The organism is Chryseobacterium sp. CBo1 (assembly GCF_001693475.1).
In the GTDB taxonomy this organism is placed as follows: Bacteria; Bacteroidota; Bacteroidia; order Flavobacteriales; family Weeksellaceae; genus Chryseobacterium; species Chryseobacterium formosense.
This window is the reverse complement of record NZ_MAUH01000015.1, coordinates 27,671-49,068: the sequence shown is the minus strand read 5'-3', so window position 1 is coordinate 49,068 and position 21,398 is coordinate 27,671. Positions and strand designations below refer to the sequence as shown.

The following is a 21,398-nucleotide window of genomic DNA, read 5'->3' as shown; positions in this document are numbered from 1 at the left end:
TTATGACTTACGAAGAATATTTAAACGAAATAGAAGATTTTGACGATATCACAAAACAGGAGCTTATCTCTGACTTTCAAAATCTCATTCCATTAGACAACACATCTATGATGCAGCAAATGGGCTACAATGGGTTTCAGGATCTTCTGCAAACTGAAAATAATACAAGTATCATGCAGCTCGGAGAAAGCTTTAGGGGAATGAATAATGTGAGTCCAGTACTAGCCATGGGAGCCATTTCAGGAAGTAGCATATTAGCAAAAGACACTTATTTCATCGACTCAAAATCTATTGACTATAATGGAATTATGGTAATTAATGATGTCGGAACAGATCCTGATGAAATAAAAATTGTAGAAAAAGATTTTTACTATTATCCAAAAAGTAAGAACAAAAAATTTGCGTATCATGTGAAGATTTTTATTTCGACCAGCGCAAAAAAACTAGAAGAAGCATATAAAAATACCTTGGCAGGAGAACATGAATTACTGATTTTTGTAGAAGATAATGTTTCCGACAAAGCAGATTTTATCTATGGTGCAGTAACGGTAGGAAATAAATTAAGAGAAAATCTTCTGTCAACTTATGCAAGTCACGTTACGGAAAATAGTGATCTTATTCGTGAGATTCTAGACTCTTTTGTAATGGAAACTGGATATAACATAGATGAAAAATTTGTAAAAAAGCTTTTGAAAAATGGAAAAGCTGAATATCCTACATTAAAAACAATTTCTGCCATCTACACGATGATTGACTTTATTTCATTCGGGGCATTTGCGGAAGTTTCAAACTATGGTATATGTTTATTATTAGACAAAGCTATAGAATTTCTAAACAAAGGAAAGATAGAAGACCATCGTTGGAATCCAAAGGCACAAAAACCTTTTGACCCTAAGTTTTATCCCATTGTTTTAGAGCAAGAACTGGATAAGTTAGATGACAATGAGCTGAATAAAAAGATAAGAACCATTGTTCAGGATCTTACTAATAGTTTTGAAGTATATGATACTTATTTTAGTAATCTTTTAAATATTTCTTCCGTCTCTCAAAAGAATCACCAAAATTTTTCATTAAATAAAATTGTATATGATGCTTTTAAACAAATTTATTTAAGATGCAAAGAAATTATTAATGATTTAGAAAACATAGATATTTCTGACGTTTTAAAAACAGGGATAAGAGCATGGAATGCTTTTGTTTGTGGAGTGTGGAATTCTCTGGTAGACGCTGTTACGAGTCTTTTAGACATGGTAAAGATGATCATTAACGTTAGTACTTCCAGCAAAGAGTTGATGAAAAATCTAGACACGCATTTACCTAGATTAATAGAACGTGTAGAAGAAGGGTTGCAAAGCTTTGAAAAATTAGATCTTTGGCAACTTACACTGCATTTTTTACAAAAAGCAATTACAGCTTCAATAAATATAGATTTCGTTCACTTAGCTTACTTCATAGGTGGATTTCTAGGATTCGTTATATCTTTACTTATTGAGGTAGTTATAGGAATTTTGCTTACAGGAGGAGTGCTTTCAGTAGAAGAAATAATAAGGAGATTAGGACAGGAACTATTTGGTTTTTTTACTAGTTTTGCTAGAGGAGTAAAAAAGGCCTGGCAAAAGAGTGCTAAATTTGTAAGCAAAGCAATAGATGAGTTTATCCGAATTTTAGATGCTTTTATTGATTTCATGAAGCAAGGTAAAGATGAGATAAGAAAAATGATTGATGAAATCTTTGATGCCATTAAACTTTACTCCAAAGAAACGAGAAGCTCTTTGAATATGCAGCTTCCTTTTTTAGGACCGGCAGAGATCGCTTTACAGAAAAGATTGATGAAAGCATTTTATACTGGCTTTAAAGATTTACTTCTAAAATATGTAGATGTAACCAAAGTAATTAAAAAGTGGAATAAGCTTAAACCCATGCGTGAGCTTTCTAAACAAGATATGGAAATGATGCTGGAGTGGAGAAAAAAGTTTTTAGGAGACAGAAAAGCATCAAACGTCGCTACAATGAAACAAAAAGTGAGAGTAAACGGTGAAGTAATTGAATTAGAGTATAAAGCTTTTGCAACTGAAAATGCACCAGGGTTTTGTGGAAATCCTAACAAAGATTACATTGCCAAGCAACTAGGAATCTCTATGGACGAATTAGATTTGCACTACGAGACTTTAGAGAAAGATGGTAAAATGTTACGATTTAAAGACTCGGAACACAAAATTTTTGCGCAAAACGATCACGATTTGGCAACATTAATGGCAAAACATGGCAAAGAAAATGTACAAGTTTTGGAGAATAATTTTAAATCTCTATACGAACCTTGCCCATCTTGCAAAAAGCAAATTATTATACGACAAGAAATGTATAATATTAAAAAATTGAGCGTGGAAGCAGTAAAATCTGATGCAAAAGAATATGTAAAAGGAAATAAACAATTATTAGAATTTTTAAATAAATAGTTATGAGCTATATATACATGCAAAAATTGGCAAATACGCCAAAAATAGGAACACAGAAAATAAGAGGTGTATCTCCATCTGAGATTACAAAAGTGGAAAATAAATTAAATATCAAATTTCCACTAGCTTACAAAGAGTTTTTGTTGCTAGCTGGGGAATATACAGGTGGCTTGCAACTTTTTGATGGGCACAGTACTTTAGATATGTTGTCGCATGACGAAGTATTAGGCTATTTAAAAGAAACTTTAAAAGGAAATAAGCTAAACATAACAAGACCATTTTGGGTAATATCAGAATATGGTAATTTTGACCAATTTACATTCTTTTATCTTGATGAGAACACAGAGAATCCAAATGTTTGGGGAGTAACGTATCGTGGAGATGATGAATATTATATTTATCCGTTAAATAAAACGTTTAGCGAATACATAAGCTCAACCATAGACAAATCTATTCATTTTTCAAAATATGGATATTAATATAAAAGCCGTTAGTTAATAACGGCTTTAAAATAGTTATTTATCGTTTTTTGAAATTTACTTATTGCTATTTTATTCTCACGGCTAATCCTAGTGTTATTAGTAGGCTGCTAGAATTGCATCATCAATTTCTTTTAGGATCGTATCTTTTGTTGTATGCGATGTAGAAAGTTCGATTAATATAGTTATCAAATTATGAATATAATATTGAAATTTACCTAAACTTTGGATGTTTATTTCTCGCTGTTTAGCATGATGAACATACGAGCTTCTGATTCCATACATTTCTTTTAGTAATAAGATAATAAATTTCCGTTCTTCGATATTTTTCGTTACTAATTTTGAAATGTATTTCGTTAAACAGTTCAAAATTGGTTCATTTGAATCCGATAAAATTACTGACTCTAATTGAGTGAACAACTCTATTACTCTTTTATTCAAATTATTTTGATAAATTGCTCTTGCAAATAATTGTATAGAATTGATAATTGTTAAATCCAATTCAGTCAAATTTTCCTTTTCGTCTATTTGCTTAACGATTTCTTACATTTCCTTACTTCAGAAGCTAAAAAACATAATTGCAAAATTGATGATTTGGAATTAAGTGATAACGATAAAATTTATGAAATAGAGTGGTAAGTTTTAAAGGCAACATAATAAAAAAATATGACAAACAAAGCTCTAAAATCTCTACTGGAAAAGTTAAATGCAAACGACAAATCATCTAGCTTATTTTTCCTGAGACCATTAAGTCCCAATGTAGATTTTGCAAAAATTTGGACTGATAAACCAAAAAGTACGGATAGTGTTACTAATTCAGATGGACCAGATAATTTTTATTTAATTAAAAACGATGATAAGAAATATGTTGCAATTGTTTTTGATATGCGAAGAGATTTACATTGGTTTGTTCTTCCAGATTATAGAGGAAAGGGATATTTGACAATGGCAATGAAGGACATTATTATTCCTCATTTATTTTTGAGTAGAGATGAACAACGGATAACAATAAAGGAAAATGATATTGGGAAGGAAAATTTTACAGCTTCCGAAAAAGTTGCAATAAGTTTGGGATTTACAATCTCCGAAGATGGAGAATATTTACTATCACCTACCCCAAATATTATATTTGATGATAACGTAGGAATAGACACCCCATTTTCTTTAGAAAGAATCAATGAGCTTAAAAAACAAATCAATTATTTGGGAAGGTCTCTTTGGGCAATACAAACCGAAGTAGAAATGAATCTTGGAAATACAGATTATTCAGAAGAACTTAAAGATTTGGTTAATCAAATTAGAAATCATACTTGGAAATTGGAAGATTTTTATTGGAGTAAAAAATCATCAGGTATTTAATAATAATCCCATATAGTTATAAAAACGAAAAAGGCAGGAAAAGCATTTCTACCCTATAATCGGAAACGCAACTTTGCTTGAAATAAGATACAACCACTTTAAAAATACACCATCACAATTCCTTAGCCTGCTTTTATAAAATGGTTGTGAAATAGTGTATTTTTTGGATTACCCACATTAGATTGGTATTATCTTTTAAATAGTAACTCAGTTATAAAATACAGACGCTTTATTAAAAGATAAACCCAGCTTTTTAATACCTACGTAAAATTTACTAATATTTGAAAACAACCTACGTAAGTTGTACGTGTGTTGCAATTGCACTTTGATAAAAATTTATAACATCAGAGTTTAACTACATAAAAATACAAGCTTCTTTTAAAACTTATTCTTTATTTTTTCTGTTAATAAGCAATAAATACATAACCGTTTAATGAGCAGTTGTTAAAATATTTTTAACCTGAAAAATTGAATTTATTTTAAGAGCAGATTATGAAAAGTATATCTTGCGGATTAAGAGACCCAAATTAGATCGAAACATCTTATGCTTAGTTGTGATTCTAGACGCCAAAAAAAATAGCTTTCTTTTATACCTAAGTAAAATTTACTAATGCTTTCAAACAACCTACGTAAATTTTACCTAGGTTTCTATAATACTTTTGTAAAAATTTACAAATCCAAAGTAACACCTACATAAAAAATACAAGCTTCTTTTAAAACTTATTGTTTATTTTTTCTGTTAATAAGCAATAAATACATAACCGTTTAATGAGCAGTTGTTAAAATATTTTTAACCTGAAAAATTGAATTTATTTTAAGAGCAGATTATGAAAAGTATATCTTGCGGATTAAAAGACCCAAATTAGATCGAAACATCTTATGCTTGGTTGTGATTCCAGACGCCAAAAAAAAAATAGCTTTCTTTTATACCTAAGTAAAATTTACCAATGCTTTCAAACAACCTACGTAAATTTTACCTAGGTTTGTATAATACTTTTGTAGAAATTTACAAATCCAAAGTAACACCTACATAAAAAATACACAACTTCTTATTTAAAGTAATTGATTGTCTTTTTCTTAAGAATGCAATAAATATGTAACCAATTAATTATCAGTATTAAATTTAATTTTTTTAATCTCTGAAAAATTAAACTGCTTTTCGTAGCAAGATGTGTCTTTGTACCCACAAATTTTGCCAAATTTCTGAGTCCAAAGACGATCTTGCCTTTTCTGCAAAAAGGAGGAAAAACGGCGGAACTTGTTTTTCTATTTTGAATAAAATCAGGTTTAATATTCCAAATTAGACCAAATTATTCTTTTTCAATCTTTGAAGATTCCAGACTCATCCAGAGTATTCTTAACTAGCCCATCTCCGGTCAAAGCTATTGTTTTAGAGGTTTTTATGCTTCAACTTTGCAGTAGAAATTTTATCAAAAATGAAAAAATTATTTAGCCTTTTACTATTTGTTTTTACAATTATCCTTAGAGCTCAGGTCGGAATTAATACGGAGACACCTTCAGCAACTTTGGATATTATTGGCAAGCCAGATTTACCCAATCACTATGACGGCATAATTCCACCAAGAATTACAGGTGATCAGCTTGCAACTAAAAATTATTCGGTATTGCAAAAAGGTGCTATTGTCTATGTAACTCAACCTGCATCTAATCTTTTGGGTCAAGTTATTCATATTGTTGAAGAAGGCTACTATTATTTTAATGGTCAGTTTTGGAATCAGATACTTACTGAGCCTACTTACTATGATGCTCTTGTCGTATTGGACGAGACACTTCCGATAAATACTATTTCTGAACAAACCTCCTGGAACAAGTATCTTCCATTTCCAACGAATCCCCGACAGCATACTTTATCAACAAAAATATATAGATTGGGAACATCTGGTCTTGGAATAACCGGAGAAATTGATGCAAGGAGAATTGGAACAATTGGCTACCTAGATGTAAGCATCACTTGTTCAGCACCCATCAATTCAAACTACATCATGCTCAATCTCTCAAAACCATTACGCGATTTAGGATTTATGACCAGTGGAAGTGTCGGTTCGCTCAACAATATATTGGTAAGCGGAAGTCCTAATGGAGGAGGCTTAGGTGTCGAACAAGGTATAGTTTCATTGACAAACGTCGATTTTCATTTGCTGTTGTGGAAGAATCAGATTGAAAAATTTAATGGTAAGATAAAAGGCATGACCACTTTTCCGATAAACTATCTGAATGTAGTTGAATGATAAATGAGAAGAAAAATTCTATCAAAATTAGGATTTCTGCTATCCAGAAAGATAATTGGCAAAAAATCTGTCTAAATAAAGGAATTTCCTTAACAAGCCTAATTGTCAATTCTGTAGAGAACAGATTGATGGATGATGAGAGAAGAAATGTTTTAGAGTTCATTGAAAAACAAGATAACATCTTTACTAAAATTGAAACCAATATTAATCAGGTAGCAAAAATTGTCAATACTCAGAAGTTTATCAGTTCTAAAGAACTGGATAATTTTTCAGACAAGCTCACAGAGATTTTGGAATTGAAAAAGGTGCAGAATAGGATATTTGAAAATATTTATGCCCTGCTGGCAAAATGATTATTAAAATTATGGCTCCGGCAGGTTCAGGTTTTCCGGGAGTAAATTATAATGACAAGAAGATCAATGAAGGAAAAGGCGAGTTGATGAAGATGAAAAATTTCCCATCATTTATCAATAAGAATAGCAATAAACAAAAGGTTCGGGATTACTTGAAAGCGATTTCAAATGGAAACAAAAAGGTTTTGAAACCTCAGTTTCACGCAATGATCTCTACTAAATTTCAGGAACACTCAAAAGAGGAGCTGACTAAGATTGCTGAAGATTTTATGGATGAGATGGGATATGGGAAACAACCATTTATCGTAATTCATCACAACGATACAGAAAATAATCACGTCCATATTGTCACGACCCGTGTGGACAAAGAGACAGGGAAGAAGATTAATGACAGTTACGAGAAGCTGAATGCTCAACAAGCACTAAGCGATACTTTAGAAAAGCTTTACGAAATTAAGTCAGAAGAAAAATTGAATAGACTTCTGAATTACAAAATAAGTTCTATCCATCAATTAGAAACTTTACTTATCAGGAATGGATACAAACTGAGCAAGAACGCGCCTGATGAACAGTATTTGACGATTTTAAAAAACGGAGTTACTCAACGGACTTTATCTGAAAATCAGTTGGTCTTCGATAATAAAAATGATAAAAACAGAACAAAGCAACTTCGGGCAATTTTGTGGAAATATAAAAATATCTATTCCAATAAAGTTTTTAAAGTCGAGGATTTTAGGAAACAGGAAGGAATGCTTCCTGAAGAAAAAGTAAAAGAAAAAGATCAGCTTGTTCCTAAGATTGAATTTGAAAGTGAGCTTCAGAAAAAACTCCGAGATGTTTTTGGGATTGACATCGTATTTCATCACAAAGATGAGTATCAGCCTTTTGGTTACACTTTAATTGACCATAAAACAGGCTCAGTTTATAAAGGTAGCGAAATTATGAAAATGAGGGAGTTGTTTGAGTTCACTTCTGAAAAAATAGACAAAAAGCTGTTTGAAAGTCTGAAGGATTACAATGTAAGAGATAGTGAAAGTAAAATTCTATTACTGGATTTTCTCAAAGCTAGAGCACTGGAAAGTGAGTTAAAGGCATTTATGCTATTTGGGAATAAAAAACTTAAAAACAAAGAAATATACAATACTGTCAGAAACGATGTTCGAGACTATCTAAAAACTCAAAATAATAAAGATATCAATGTTATTAAGTCAGAAGATGGAAAGTATTATGTCATCCATTCGAGACTACATTATATTGGAGAAGTGGTGGCATTGATCGGAGAAAAGCAGTATCAAAAATTGTTTGATCCTCAGATACAGGCTACATCAAAAACTGAAAACAAGGCAGGAAATCAATTGAATAAAGTTGTCAACGAGTTGTTTTTTGAACTGATGAAAAGTTCAGGTACAGCCAAAGATCCTGCTGAAGATGAACGTAAAAAGAGAAGAAAGCGCCGTTAGTGGAAGGCTATTTATTAATCTGAAAAATATAAACCAATCGATATGATAATCACTTTTGGGACACAGAAAGGAGGAACAGGTAAAACAACGTTAGCTATTGCTTTTGCTAACTACATTGCACTTTCTTCCGAGAGGAAGGTTAATGTATTCGATTTTGATTTTCAGAAGTCTTTTTACCACAAATGGAAAGAAGATGAGTTGCTCGAAATTCCCAAACTCTATGATGTGCAAATCATTGATGAGGAGAATGAGCAGCCTTTTTCAGATTTTGAACATTTGATTGAAATGAAGGAAAGTGAAGACGTTAATGTGTTTGACCTTGCAGGAACATTGGATGCAAAATACAGTGATCTGCTTATTTATAGTGATTTTATAGTTATTCCTTTTGAATACTCCAATGTATCGGCAAAATCAACTTTGGTGTTTATCAACTTTTTAGGTCTTTTGGAAAGCCAGGCGGAGAGGGTTTTTATCCGATCAAAATATGATAAAGGCTACAAATACCAGAATCAGGAAGGTATGGATGCCGAGATTAGTAAATATGGTCTTCTGTTAAAACGCCCGGTCTTTAAAAGGAATTGTTTGCAGACAATTGATACTAGGAAACTTACCTATGAACAAAAATATGCAGTTAAAAACTCCTTTTTGGAACTGACAGAATATATTAATAAATGCCTTGAAATTACTTTATAACAAAATCATTAATACCATCTCAAATGACAAAAATAATTATCAGCATTATCTCTGTTTATCTTCTATACTACGCAGGAAACATCATCTATGATCTTTTCCTGAAAAAGGATATTTCTAAGAATCAAGATGAAACCGAAGAATATTCTTTGAATGATTTTCTTGATAATAATACAACTGAAATAAAAGAAGTCAGCATTGATGATGTCGAAAATATAAATACTCCTAATTCATTCAACAAAAAAGAACTTTCTCCCGTAAGAGAGGAAGAACAGGATGAAAATAGAGACTTAGAATACTGGCGAAACAAGTTCGAGTCTGAAAATAATATTGACAGTTTTGATGAGCGATTTGAAATAGATGAACACCAGAAAGAAACAGAAGATATTGCTACTTTGGATGAGATTGAAAACATTCCCCAAGAACCAATAGAAGATCAGCTTCCATCAAAATATGAACTCTATCAAAAGCAGTTCTATCAGTTCTTAAACCTTGCTGAAACCAGTGTACAGGTTCTCGCAGACCGTGATGGTTACAAGGTTTATCAGTCGCTGATCTAAGAGTTTAACAATTCTTTCTAATTCTATTGTGATCCTCTAATAAATGGCGGATAGCACACCCCTTATGCCTTTTTCTGAGCAAAATAAACACAATTCTAACCATAAATATTTAAATTATTATGACTTACAGAAGTACACGTAATCAAGTTATTACAAAATTATTTACTGCCACATTATTGCTTCTTGCAGTAACACCAATGTTTGCTCAGGGCGGTGCAACAGCAATTTCGAATGCAGCAAATGACATTAAGGATTATTGGGATCCCATCAAGCTTATTCTAAAAGCAGTCGGAGGATTGGTAGGTTTCATTGGAGGTCTAAGGGTTTATAATAAGTGGACGAATGGTGATCAGGATGTCAACAAAGAAATTCTGGGCTATGGAGGAGCGATGATCTTCTTACTGGTAGTTCCGGAATTCGTAACAGCATTCTTTGCTTAATATGGGTTTCTATCTCTACAAGGGGCTTAAGAAACCCCTTGTATTCTTCGGACTCAAAGGCAAGTATATCATTTATTCTGTTGGAGTAATAGGTGTTGGAGTTGTTGCTTCACTGATATTATCAAAATTCGGATTACTGGGTTCGCTACTCGGACTTGCAGTGACAGCAGGAGGTGTTTATCTCATTTTCAAAAGACAGGATAAGCACGGTCTTTATGCCAAGACCAAAAACTTCAATCAGATTTTAATTTTTCCTAAGAGGATAATCAACGCTAAGCTTTTAAAGCAAAACAAACCAGACGGTTTTGAAATCAACAATTAAATAAATCAATATGAAAACCAAGAAGCACGCATTTGACATCCCATTTATCGGGTTTGACTACGGGAAAGATTTCGGATGGGACTTTGATGTATTGTTTGGGCAGTACGGAAATCCAATTATTGGTATCCGTATCAAAAACGCTGTTGAGCAATATTCTGCTGATCCCGATAATTACCTGAATTTTCATACTGTTTTAAATCAAGTCGTATCCATTATTGGAGAGGGTAGGATTGTACAAAAGCTCGATATTTTTTCAAAGAAGAAATACACAGCAGAACATTCCAATCAATTCCTTCAGCAGAAATACTCAGAGCATTTTGATGGTAGACTTTTCAAAACGATTGAAACTGTACTTTTCTTCACAGATATTGTGGATGATAAGCTGAAAAAGAAAATGAAGCACTATCATTTCTCCGATAAAAGCTACAAAGAGCTTCGGGATAAATGCCAGAAGGTAATGATGCTTTTGAAACAGAATGATTGCGAACCGCAGCTTCTGTTTGAAAAGGATTTTGAATATTATATATCAGGTGTACTATCAATGCACTTGTCCGATGTTCCAAGTTTTGATAATATCAAGAGTACCAATGAATACTTACAGATTGGAAACCGATTTGTCAAAAATATTTCCTTTGTCGATGTTGAAAATATCGATTTGCCTTCTGAAATAGAACCATATTCTGTTCTTGGAGGAAACGGTGCAGCCTCTGAGACAGCTGTTGATAATTTTACATTCATCAATGAACTGGAAGATTATGAGACCATCATCTACAATCAGGTCATTACCATTCCTCTTCAAGCACAACAGCAGAGGGAGCTTGACAAGAAAAAGAAAAAGCACGAGGGAGCGGCTAATAATTCTCCATCCAATGCCATCATAGCTGAAGAAATCCAAACTCTTTTGCACAACATTGCAGTTGACGGGCAATTGGTTGTGAATGCTCATTTTTCATTACTATTTTCAGCCAGCACTCTCGAAAAAATGGAAGGGGTTCAGTCCCTGATTGAGAATAAGCTTTTCACGAAAGGAATCATCGTTTCCAAGAATGCCTACAATCAGCTGGAACTTTTCCGCTCCGCCATTCCAGGAAATGCCACTGAACTCAGAGAGTATGACCTTTTTATGACGACAAGCGAAGCGGCCTTGTGTTTTTTTTTTAAAGAGAGTTACCCCGTGAACGAAGAATCCAACTTTTATTTAAGGTTTACAGATCGGCAGGGTGTTCCGTTAAAGGTTGACCCTGCTGATTTACCGATGAAAATTGGACGGATTAATAACCGTAACAAGTTTGTTCTGGGGCCTAGCGGATCGGGAAAGAGCTTTCTGATGAATAATATTATTGAGCAATATCTCACTTATAATTATGATGTGGTCATCGTTGACACCGGAGATTCTTATTCGGGAACCTGTAAATATAAGGGAGGGCGCTACATTCAATACACGGAGGAAAAACCCATCACAATGAATCCTTTCCTGATGGATAAGAAAGAGTTCAATATTGAAAAAATAGAGTTTTTAACCAATCTTATCTTCCTGATCTGGCAAGGTCCAGATGCCTCAATGTCGTCAGCACAGAAATCAATTTTGGATAATGTGCTAATGTCTTATTACCATCAGTATTTCAACTCTGGAACTCAGTGGTATGACCGTAAAAGTTCTGAGGAATTGATTCTCTATCTTAATAAGTACAATTTTCACGAAGAGGATATTTATGCCCAGCAGGAAAATGAAAATAAAGGACAAAGAACATATTATGACATTTTAGAAATTGCATTCGATGCAAGTTCTGAAGAAATTAAAGATGCGGGGAGAAAACTGTTGAAATTCTATCATCCAGATAAGAATATCAATAACCCTGATTATGACAGCGAACAGTTTTATCAAATTTATGAGGCTTACGATACGCTTAATGATGAAGAAAGAAGACGGATTTATAATGAAACTCACTTGATTCTAATAAAGTCAAATGAGCTCATCAAGCAACCCGAAAAGGATGAAAACTGGAGTGAAACGTTCAGGAAAACTATCATTAAAAAAATTAAGGAACTCGAAGAAAAGCTGGAAGCAAAGGAGCTTTCATTTAATGGATTCTATGATTATTGCGATAAATTTCTGCCTTTGTATTTAAATAATAAAAAATACAGTATTACAGAAAGAGAATTCAATCTGAGAACTTTTCTGTTTGTTCTAAAGGACTTTTACAAAGGCGGACGTTATGGAACTACTTTGAATAATGAAGGAGACAATAGTCTCTTTGAGGAGTCATTTATTGTTTTTGAGATTGATAATGTAAAGGACAATCCCAAGCTTTTTCCAATTGTGACCCTGATCATTATGGATACGTTCATTCAGAAAATGCGACTGAGGAAAGACAGACGAAAGGCACTCATTATCGAAGAAGCCTGGAAGGCAATTGCCAGTAAGCTGATGGGAGGATATATTTTATATCTGTATAAAACAGTAAGGAAATTCTGGGGAGAAGCAGTGGTGGTAACACAGGAGCTGGATGATATCATCGGAAATGCAGTCGTAAACGTCAGCAAATCAGGGATTAACAATGATTTTAACGCAGTTTATAAGGAGAAGGAAAACAGTTTTATCAAGGCGGTTATTGATGAAGACAACAAAGGATTTTTAGGAAGCCGGATTCGGTTCAGATTACTCGAAGACATTTTTGTCGGCAATAAAAAAATTAGCAAAGGTTCAATTTTATATGGTCAGATCTCTGGATTTACAATGCAAAGAGTGGATCTGAAAATCATTTCAGTATTTGCTAAAGGGGAGATTTTACCTATCAACCTTTCTATCTATGATGTTGATGGGATGAAAGGTCTGTATGTTCCACAAAGTGTATTCAGAGATATGATTCGCGAGATGGGAAGCAATTCCGTTCAGGGAACCCAGATGGATATGGGAGGAGAAGGATTTTTTACAACCATCGGGTCCAAATTATTTACATCCACCTCCAAATCAATCGCTAATCTGATCAAAACCAATAAAGCCAATTTGAAGTACAATTCTTATGTATTTCTAATTGACGAAAAACAGCTGAAAGAATCTCAAACCCAATCAAAACCATAATAAAATGAAATCAATTTTATATACACTTTTACTATTTGCTATAACTGTTAATGCACAGACCGCAACCAAAGAACAGATTATCTCTGAGTTACCAGAAATCGAAATTACAGAAGGGATAAATCTGCATATTATCTCGCCAGAGCCCATTCAATATGTTGATTTATCAACCGCACAATTGACAGGTGATTTACCAACAACCAATATTGCAAGGATTAAGATTACCGATGAGCAAAAATCTGATGAGAAAGTAAAGAAAGTGAATCACAGTGCATTTCTTGATCGAGATAAAATCGGAATTATTACTGTTATGGGACAATCTTTCATTGCTCAATACAAAGCAGTTTACAGAAATTCAGAAAACTTGAATACCGTTACAAATATTCATATTCAAGCCGAAGCAATGCAGCCTATTGAATTTGACAAAATGATATTTTCCAATCTGGAACTGCGAAAATTTGCAGTGGATATCATTCAAAAGAAATCTGAAAACAATCCGATCAGACAAGAGAAAGATTTTAATCTAAGCTTTCAGCTCAATAATGTTTATGTCATCAGCGATTACATCTTTCTGGATATGACCTTTAAAAATAACTCTAACTTGAGCTATGATATTGAGGCTTTGAAATTTTCAATTGAGGACAAAAAAATTCATAAAGCTACCAATAATCAAAGTATTGAGATGATGCCACTTTTTCAGCTGAATCCTCAAAAGCATTTTAAAAAGAACTTCCGAAATATTTATGTTTTCAAAAAATTTACGTATCCGAATTCCAAGGTTATGATGATAAGATTGATTGAGGAACAGCTTTCCGGAAGAACCATTGAAATGAAAGTCAATTATTCAGACATCCTTAAAGCAGATACATTCTAGCGAAAGTGTTACTTCCATTTAATCATTCTCGAAATATTAAATTTTAACAAGAAAATGCAAGAGCAACAACATCAAATAAAGATTTATGGCTTTCTACAGAAAGTTGTTTATGCTGTCGTGGCATTGGATTGCGCTTCATTGTTCTATCTGAATGCTGACGTTCCAGTAATCTCGAACTTATTGAAGAATTTTTCAAAAATGAGTTTCATTTATCCACCGATAAATGCAAAGATTGCAACGGTCATTCTTATAGGGCTTGTTGCCATTGGAACAAAGGCAAAGAAAAAGAGAGACCTTAATATTGCCACTGAAATCATTGTTCCGATGGTGCTTGGATTAGCAATGATTTTCTCGTCATTGAGTTGGCAAGAAGAAGCTGGAAGCAGCACATTACCAAAAATATTTCCGGGACTTAATCTTTACCAGGTCATCTATGCTGTCCTTTCTTTTTTAGGAGCAGTCATTCTTCAGATGGGAGCAGACAGTATTTCAAAGTTGATGCAGCAGAAGATGGGAAAAGACCGATGGAATGTGGAAGAGGAATCTTTTAATCAAAATAAAAAGCTAGTCAATACGGAAACCTCTATTAATATTCCTTACAGATTTCGATATAATAACAAAACCTATAATGGCTATATTAACATAGACCCTTTTCGAGGTACAATTGTAATCGGAGTACCGGGAAGCGGAAAGTCATTTGGTATAATTAATCCTTCAATACGTCAAATGATTGCTAAAGGTTTCTGTCTTTGTATTTACGATTTTAAATTTCCAGATTTAGCTCAAATTGCTTACTACCATTATTTGCTGAAAAAGAGTAAAGACTCCGGATACAATTATAGTTTTCACGTCATTAATCTGAACGAAGTTGAAAAGTCTAAAAGAGTCAATGCATTTCATAAAAAATATATTCAAACATTAGCGGAAGCTCAGGAAATGGCAGAATCAATGGTGTCATCATTACAAAAGGGCGGAGCAAGTTCTGGAGGTGGTTCAGAAGCTTTTTTTACACAATCAGCTATCAACTTTCTGTCATCCTGTATCTACTTTTTTGCCACGTTCGAGAATGGGAAATATTCGGATCTGCCACATATCTTATCTTTTATGAACCGTAGTTATAAAGAGATTTTTGATACTCTTTTTACGAACGAAGAGATTTTTTCTTTGCTTTCTCCATTCAAAACGGCTTATGACAATAAAGCTTTCGATCAGTTGGAAGGACAGATTGGGACATTGAAAATATTTCTTTCCCGCTTGGCAACTAAGGAAAGTTTCTGGGTGTTCTCAGGAGATGAAGTAGAATTGAAAATAACTGATAAACAAAATCCCTCAATTATGATTTTGGCATCAGATCCTGCAACGCAGGATATCAATTCAGCTTTGTATTCTTCAATCCTTAATAGGACTTTACGTCTGATCAATTCTAAACATAATTTACCTGGAGGAGTTATAGCTGATGAATTTCCGACAATCTATATTCATAAAATTGACAATATCGTTGCAACGGCACGAAGTAACAAAGTTGCTGTTGTATTAGGACTTCAGGAAATTCCACAGCTTCGTCAATTTTATAAAAAAGAGGTTGCAGATACCATTTCTGCAATTGTCGGAAACATACTTTCCGGTTCTGCAAGAGATAAGAATACATTGGAATGGCTTGAAAAATTATTCGGAAAAATTAAGCAGAAATCTTATTCCCAATCTATCTCTCAACAAGGAACAACGACCAGCATTAATGAGAAAATGGACTTTATGATTCCTGCGGGAAAAATTGCAGCCTTGAAAACTGGAGAGATGGTGGGAATGATAGCGCAAGGCAATGATAACACGACTGAAGAATATAAGACCTCTGCCATAAGAGGAAAAATAAATCTGGATATGAAAGCCATTATGGAAGAAGAACAAAATTACCCAACAATGCCAAATTACTATTCATTCGTGGATAAGAAAGGTATCAACCGTAAAGAGGAAGTTCTGATGACCAATTTCAGAAAAATCAATAAAGAAGTGGAGCTCATAGTCAAGGAAAATATCAAAGAATAAAATTATGAAATCAATCGAAAAATACTTGATGATAGGAATGGTATCCGTAAGATGTATGAGATTTCAGATGAAGGAAATATAGACTTGACTGAATATCTTAAAAACAAAATAAATCATCAGAATAAAAATAGTACTTTAGTTGAATCCAAAAATTCAGACAATGCAAACCTTAATGTTAGATCAGAAAGAATATCCAACACTCATTACCTGGGATCCGAAATTTCTGGACGAGATTCTGGTAGAACTTTGCAAAACAGCCAATCCAAGCAAAACAGAGATTACACTGGAGGAAAAACTGTCGGCAGCGCAAATGCTGGAAATGGATTTACAGGCTCAGAGTGGAGCGATTCAGGAAACGGAACAGGAAGATCTATTGACGGAACACAACCGCAAAATGTTGAAAAAAATGAAGACAAGCAAAAACGTTTGGGCAGAATCATATCCGGGAGAACTATATCCCTCGGAGACGAAGGAGAATTAGACAATTCTAAATATAATGAGGAATTAGAATTTCTCATTTCAAGATACAAAGGTCAAAAACTGACCAATGACCAAGTTGAAGAAGTGGTTTCTGCAGCTTGTTTTGTTTCTAAAGATAATAAAGTTATTATTCATCCGGCTGTGGACGTCACTGATGAATTAAAAAACATCTGTAATCAATATAAAAGCGGTGGTACTGCAAAAGAAGGTCGAGGAATTTTAGATGAGTACTACACGGATTCTAAGATTGTTGATACTATTCGCAGCCTAATCAAAGACCATTTCAAAAATCAAAAAGAAATTTCAGTTTTAGAACCTAGTATTGGAACTGGAAATTTTCTGTATGCTGTAAAAGACCTGGGCTTAAAAATCAATATTTCTGCTTTTGAGATTAATGAATCAACCGCTAAAATTTCTAAGATCCTTCATCCGGAAGCTGATGTAAACCTACGTTCATTTGAAACTGAATTTATTGACGAAAAAGGTTTTAAGCGAGAATCGAAAGAATTCGCTGAAAAGTATGATTTGGTAATTGGGAATCCTCCGTACGGAGAACACCGAGGTTTATACAAAGGGCTGGGAGAAGAACCCAAAATAAGCAAATACGAAGATTATTTTGTAAAGCGTTCTTTAGACTCATTAAAACCGAATGGAGTTTTGGCAATGGTGCTTCCTTCTGGTTGGCTCAATCGACAAAAGAAATTAGAGAATGCAGAATTTTCCAGTGCTTATCGTTTACCAACAGGTGCTTTCGCAGGAACGCAGATTGGAACCGATATCGTCATTCTGAAAAAAAGTTCACAAAAAATCACACAAGATGTTTCTGATTATTTCGAGAATAACCCTGAAAATATTCTGGGGGAAATTCGAGAGAAAAGTAATCGTTTTGGACGAATGGAAAATTATGTCCACGGTACTTTGGATGAAGCATTAGCCAGAATAGAACAACTCAGAACTAAAAAGCAAAACGAGCGCATTGGTAATTTGTTCGAAGATTTATTTTTCGATAATACGGAAACAGAAGTAAAAGAGGAAATTGCGATTAAAAAAGAGGTTTCAGTTCAAACTCCAGCTGAAAAGTATCTTTTCGAAGCTAAAGAAAAAATAGATGAAGTTCTTTCAACCTTTCAAGAAATTAAATTTAAATCCCCTGCTATTGTAAAAGAAATTGAGAAATATTTCGAGTTAAAAGAGCAAATCGATAAAGATATAAAATCATTTTCTGCAGAAATGCTAAAGGAGATTTGTGATAAATCTGAAAAGCTTATCCAATCCCAGAAGAAACTTGAATCCGAGTACAGAATTCAGACAAAACCTGAGATAAAAAAAGGTGTTTTAAAATATCTTTTTTCAAAGTCAGACGAAATTGTCAACACTTCATTACAAAACAGCTCAGATATTTCAGCAGAGCAAATCGCTGCTTTTCGTGATACAGATTATGATGGGACGTTGAATAATAGAGGTGAACACTATCAATTTGCCAATTTTATTGATGGGAAATGGGTGCACGATTTTTATTATGCTGAAGGAAATATCTATTCCAAGCTTGAACATTTGGAAAAAGACTTTGCAGATAAATATGCCATCGGTGGAACTGAAAACCAATATGAGAAGCAAAAGGAATTGCTCTTGAGTGTTCTTCCGACTCCCAAGTCTTTGGATGATATTTCTATCAGCCCTAATCACGAATTTGTACACCAATTTGCATTGGGACAAGTAGAGAAAGAAAAATATAATCATTCTACAAAGCAGGTTGAAACAGTTGTTTTTGATTATAATCTTGCAGAGAAGTTCAAAGATTTTGTTGGTAATTTATCCAGCGAAGCTTTTGCAGGTTCTTCAGCCTGGGAAGTTCGAAGTTACGTAGATAACGAAACGGTTACAGGGAGTGATAAAGAAAGGAATGCATTAGTCCGTGAAAGAAGGAAGGCTGCTGCCAATGACCTTTTTGAAAAGTTCATTCGTGAAGAACTATCAGACGAATTAAGAGAGCGTTTTATAAAAGAATTCAACAGAAATTATAATAATATCTACGTTCCGGACTATTCCAGATTTCCTCTATTTTCAAAAATTCATCTCAATTTTAAAAGGAGAGAACTTAGCCTTACCGAAGTACAAAAAGCAGGAATCGGAAGGCTGACGACAAAAGGAGTTGGCTTATTGGCACACGAAGTGGGTTTCGGAAAAACACTTTCCGGAATATTTTCTATGCACGAAGCGATGGAGCGTGGAAATTCTAAAAGGCCATTGATTGTAGTACCCAATGACAGTATTTTAAAACAATGGGTCGAAACAATATTTGAAACAATTCCGAACGCAAAAGTAAATGTCTTGGGAAATCTAGGAAAGGATTATGACCTTTCCCGATTTGATAACAGAGATGGTGAAATCACAATTGTTACTTATGAGGGTTTTAATAATATCGGTTTCTCCGAAAATATTACCCAAGATTTGGCTTCAAAGTTTTCTTACATTTCAGAGAGTGAATTGCGTAGTGTTAATTCCATCAGCGAAAGAGATTTTCAAAAAGAATTAGAAAAAGAAAAAGAGCTGCAGGGAAAAATGAAGCGTGGCAAAATCTATGACTGGGAGGATTTTGGTTTTGATCATTTTACTTTTGATGAAGTTCATAATGCAAATCACATTGTTGGAAAGGTAAGAATTGAGGATCGAAGATTTGCTTCTGATTTTAGAAGTCAAAATCAACAGACTTCCAGATTAGGAATTAATACCTGGATGGCATCTCAATATATTCAGGATAAATATGATGGTAGAAATGTTACGCTTCTTTCAGCAACACCTTTTACCAATAAACCTCTGGAGTATTATTCGATATTATCCTTAATTGCGAATAAGCGTCTTGAAGAATCAGGGTACTTCAATGTCAATACCTTTTTTGAAACCTTTATGGAGGCAGATAATGATATGGAAATTGATGCGAAAGGAGATGTAAAGTTCAAGGCTAATGTTCGGAGGTTTAAAAATAATTCTTTGTTTCAACAGCTCCTATCTGAGTTTATTGATATTAAAGGAGAAGAAGATAATCCTGAATTAATCCGTCCAACCAAGATTAATAAAGAATATAAAATTGAGCAGAATGACTTAACTAAGGAACAATATGATTTGCTCACAGAGAATTTCGACGATTCTCAAAAGGGAGCAATTCTTACTCATATTCTCAATGCTCGACTTATCGCTATTTCTCCTTATCTGTCTCCTTATTATGACGGAGAATTCCCTTCAGTAAAAGAATTTATTGAGAATTCCCCTAAGCTGATAGAGACGATGAAACTGATACAACAAAATAAGAAAGATATGCCTGATTTTGGTCAAATCATATATTCAGAATTAGCAGTTTCAGAATTTCCGAAAATAAAAGATTATCTCATTACGGAAGTTGGTTATAAACCTGAAGAAATTGGCGTCATTACAGGGGCAACAAGCAAACCGAACAGACTGAAAATTCAGGATGATTTTAATTCCGGGAAAGTCAAAATTATTCTCGGCAGCGAAGGTATTCAGGAGGGGATGAATCTTTAGCAAAATACCACGGATTTATATATGCTTTCCCTTCCTTATAATTTTACCACTCTACGACAGGTCGAAGGCCGTGCCTGGAGACAGGGAAACAGGCACGAAAATGTGAGGGTCAATTTTATGCTTACCAATGATAGCATCGATGTGTTTATGCTTCAGAAGCTTCAATCAAAACAAGCAAGATATTTGGAAGCAATGAAAAAAGGAGCCAATGTTTTGGATATTTCTGATATCAGTACACAGGAACTTAAAACATCCATCATAACCAATCCTGAAACAAGAGCAAATATTGAAATTGAACTGCTAAAAAGAAAGATTGAAAGTGAGAAAAATAAGCACCTGGCTGATAGTGCATTTGTTCTGCGGAAATATGAGAATTTTTTAAAAGTACAGGAGATGGTTACTAAAGCTCAACATTCTTATAACAGGATTTTGGGATATTCAAATGATGAAGGTGAAAATTCGGGATATTGGAAAAACCAACTTTTTTCTTACCAGAAAACTATTGACTTGGCTAAAGCTGAAGTTCAGAAAACTATCGAATACTTAGCTGAAAAAGGTGTGAATGTTTCAGAAATAGAATTTCAAACTATGACCACCAATGACAGGATTGATGAACTAGACAAAAAGTTGGAAGAGCTCCCAGCTATTAAGACACAGCTGATTACTAAGTACAAAATTGAAAAGGAGAAAAGACAAGAACTGAGTCAAAATAGAGATAATGTAAAGGAGAGGATGGATGAAAATTTTAAGCTCTTTGCACATAAAAATAGAAAACTTAATAATGATGCTTCAATCGACATCAAAGTTGTTGCTAGGCAAACAGCAGATAGTGAAATAGGAGATCAACCTATAAATGTTTTACGAAAGAGATAGAAGAGACATCACATGAAAATCAAATCAATATTGTCGAAGAATTCTTTTTTATACCAGACAAATCTTAAATAGCCCTTACTCACTTGTAGAGGGCTTTTTTCTGCGAATTAATTACGAATTTTATTCAAACTTCAAGATAGA

General features: G+C 33.7%; 14 protein-coding genes and 1 pseudogene. 14 read left to right on the top strand and 1 reads right to left on the bottom strand.

Translation table 11 applies throughout. The features are described from left to right. Positions 1-2: 2 nt before the first annotated feature. Together BA768_RS10770 and BA768_RS10765 are read left to right on the top strand one after the other, a co-directional pair. On the top strand, positions 3-2,456 hold the full coding sequence (locus BA768_RS10770; protein ID WP_065720740.1) for a hypothetical protein: 2,454 nt from the start codon (positions 3-5) through the stop codon (positions 2,454-2,456). Positions 2,457-2,458: 2 nt separating this feature from the next. Beyond that, positions 2,459-2,935: an SMI1/KNR4 family protein gene (locus BA768_RS10765; protein WP_083206639.1), complete on the top strand. Its 477-nt coding sequence runs from the start codon at positions 2,459-2,461 to the stop codon at positions 2,933-2,935. Between the two features lie 99 nt (positions 2,936-3,034). On the opposite strand, the gene BA768_RS10760 is transcribed toward BA768_RS10765, so the two are convergent. Continuing rightward, positions 3,035-3,304, bottom strand: coding sequence for a hypothetical protein (locus BA768_RS10760; protein ID WP_123947098.1), 270 nt, complete (start codon positions 3,302-3,304; stop codon positions 3,035-3,037). Positions 3,305-3,601: 297 nt separating this feature from the next. On the opposite strand from BA768_RS10760, the gene BA768_RS10755 reads away from it, so the two are divergent. From BA768_RS10755 to BA768_RS10700, 12 genes and pseudogenes are all read left to right on the top strand, one after another. Beyond that, on the top strand, positions 3,602-4,294 hold the full coding sequence (locus tag BA768_RS10755) for a GNAT family N-acetyltransferase (protein ID WP_065720737.1): 693 nt from the start codon (positions 3,602-3,604) through the stop codon (positions 4,292-4,294). Between the two features lie 1,436 nt (positions 4,295-5,730). Then, positions 5,731-6,543 carry a hypothetical protein gene (locus BA768_RS10750; RefSeq protein WP_065720736.1) on the top strand — a complete coding sequence of 271 codons (813 nt, stop codon included), beginning with the start codon at positions 5,731-5,733 and terminating at the stop codon, positions 6,541-6,543. Beyond that, on the top strand, positions 6,540-6,896 hold the full coding sequence (locus BA768_RS10745) for a hypothetical protein (protein ID WP_065720735.1): 357 nt from the start codon (positions 6,540-6,542) through the stop codon (positions 6,894-6,896). The genes BA768_RS10750 and BA768_RS10745 overlap by 4 nt, the downstream gene beginning before the upstream one ends. Further along, complete coding sequence (locus BA768_RS10740) at positions 6,893-8,356, top strand: relaxase/mobilization nuclease domain-containing protein (RefSeq protein ID WP_065720734.1); 1,464 nt, start codon at positions 6,893-6,895, stop codon at positions 8,354-8,356. The genes BA768_RS10745 and BA768_RS10740 overlap by 4 nt, the downstream gene beginning before the upstream one ends. Before the next feature lie 42 nt (positions 8,357-8,398). Further along, the gene (locus tag BA768_RS10735; RefSeq protein WP_065720733.1) at positions 8,399-9,049 is read left to right on the top strand and encodes a ParA family protein; all 651 of its coding nucleotides are present in this window, start codon (positions 8,399-8,401) and stop codon (positions 9,047-9,049) included. A gap of 23 nt (positions 9,050-9,072) precedes the next feature. Next, a complete protein-coding gene (locus BA768_RS10730; protein ID WP_065720732.1) occupies positions 9,073-9,606 on the top strand; it encodes a hypothetical protein in 534 nt (177 codons plus the stop codon). A 119-nt stretch (positions 9,607-9,725) separates the two neighbouring features. Further along, entirely contained in the window at positions 9,726-10,046 is a 321-nt protein-coding gene (locus tag BA768_RS10725; RefSeq protein ID WP_065720731.1) for a DUF4134 domain-containing protein, read from the top strand. Between the two features lies 1 nt (position 10,047). After that, the gene (locus BA768_RS10720; RefSeq protein ID WP_065720730.1) at positions 10,048-10,368 is read left to right on the top strand and encodes a DUF4133 domain-containing protein; all 321 of its coding nucleotides are present in this window, start codon (positions 10,048-10,050) and stop codon (positions 10,366-10,368) included. A 10-nt stretch (positions 10,369-10,378) separates the two neighbouring features. Beyond that, positions 10,379-13,450 carry a conjugative transposon protein TraM gene (gene traM, locus BA768_RS10715; protein ID WP_083206638.1) on the top strand — a complete coding sequence of 1,024 codons (3,072 nt, stop codon included), beginning with the start codon at positions 10,379-10,381 and terminating at the stop codon, positions 13,448-13,450. Positions 13,451-13,454: 4 nt separating this feature from the next. After that, complete coding sequence (gene traN, locus BA768_RS10710) at positions 13,455-14,321, top strand: conjugative transposon protein TraN (RefSeq protein ID WP_065720729.1); 867 nt, start codon at positions 13,455-13,457, stop codon at positions 14,319-14,321. Positions 14,322-14,375: 54 nt separating this feature from the next. Next, the gene (locus BA768_RS10705; RefSeq protein ID WP_065720728.1) at positions 14,376-16,364 is read left to right on the top strand and encodes a type IV secretion system DNA-binding domain-containing protein; all 1,989 of its coding nucleotides are present in this window, start codon (positions 14,376-14,378) and stop codon (positions 16,362-16,364) included. 30 nt (positions 16,365-16,394) lie between these two features. Next, a pseudogene (locus BA768_RS10700) lies at positions 16,395-21,257 on the top strand (Eco57I restriction-modification methylase domain-containing protein); the annotation flags it as partial. Positions 21,258-21,398: the final 141 nt, after the last annotated feature.